Origin of the sequence: Roseixanthobacter liquoris (assembly GCF_043195135.2) — a bacterium.
GTDB lineage: Bacteria > Pseudomonadota > Alphaproteobacteria > Rhizobiales > Xanthobacteraceae > NCEH01.
The window spans coordinates 1,572,683-1,573,647 of record NZ_CM195537.1 but is presented as its reverse complement, the minus strand read 5'-3'; the positions used below and the strand labels follow the sequence as shown (position 1 = coordinate 1,573,647).

Sequence of the window (965 nt, the reverse complement as noted above, 5' to 3'; positions counted from 1 at the left end):
GCCATGCGCCGGAGCCGGTGCTCCCAAATGATGTATCAAGCGCCTTCAGCACGCCCGGTGCGCCGAACGCGTGTCAGTCCCGATCGCCAGTCCGGCCGCGAAGCCGCAGCACGCTTCTGCCGGATTCACGCTAAGCTTCGCCATGGCCGGCAGACTGGCCGTGGTTCCCTCACGATCAGCCACGCCGCAGGGTGGCGCAGAGTATAGGCCATGTCAGAACTCCCGCTCTTCTATTCCTCGGTGGTCCCGCTCGATAGCACCGCCCACCGCGACTATGCCGTCGCCGTTTCGCAAGCCCCCTTCGCGTTCGCCGCCGGTGCGCATCTCATCCCGGCCGTGATCGACGAAATGGCCGCCGCCGCGCGGGATATCCCGATCGTGTTCGCCCCGGTGGGAACGCGGTTCGCCAGCGTGTTTCTGTGCGGCCTGAAGCCGGGCTCTAACCTGTTCGTGGATGCGGACGGCCGGTGGAACGGCAGCTATCTGCCCGCCTATCTGCGCCGCTACCCCTTCATGCTGGGCGAGCGCGAGGGCAGCGAGCCGGTGGTGTGCGTCGATCCCACCTTCCCGGGGTTCCGCGCCGGGGCGCAGGGCCAGCGCCTGTTCGACGATGAAGGCGCAGCCGCGCCCGCCTTGGCGGCGATGATCCGCCTGATCACGGATTTCGCGGTTTCGGCCCGGCGCACCGATCAGCTGTGCGAAGCGCTCAAGGACCTGGACCTGTTCAAGAGCGTTACCATCGAGGTGCAGGGCGCAAACGGTCCGAGCGCCAGCATCCACGGCCTGTCCATCGTGGACGAGGCGAAGCTCGGCGGCCTCTCCGAGCCTGCATTCCTCGACCTGCGCAACAACGGGTTCCTCGGCCCGATCTATGCCCATCTGTTCAGCATCGGGGCGACGCACACGCTGTCGCAGAAGCTCAGGGCCGCGGAACCCGCGAGCACCCCTGACGCCGCGGCCTGACC

1 protein-coding gene is annotated in these 965 nt (G+C 67.7%); it reads left to right on the top strand.

Features of this window, described 5'->3' with window-relative positions; all coding sequences use genetic code 11:
• The first annotated feature begins 210 nt into the window (after positions 1–210).
• The gene (locus V5F84_RS07075) at positions 211–963 is read left to right on the top strand and encodes a SapC family protein (RefSeq protein ID WP_394042124.1); all 753 of its coding nucleotides are present in this window, start codon (positions 211–213) and stop codon (positions 961–963) included.
• The last annotated feature ends 2 nt before the right edge of the window (positions 964–965 follow it).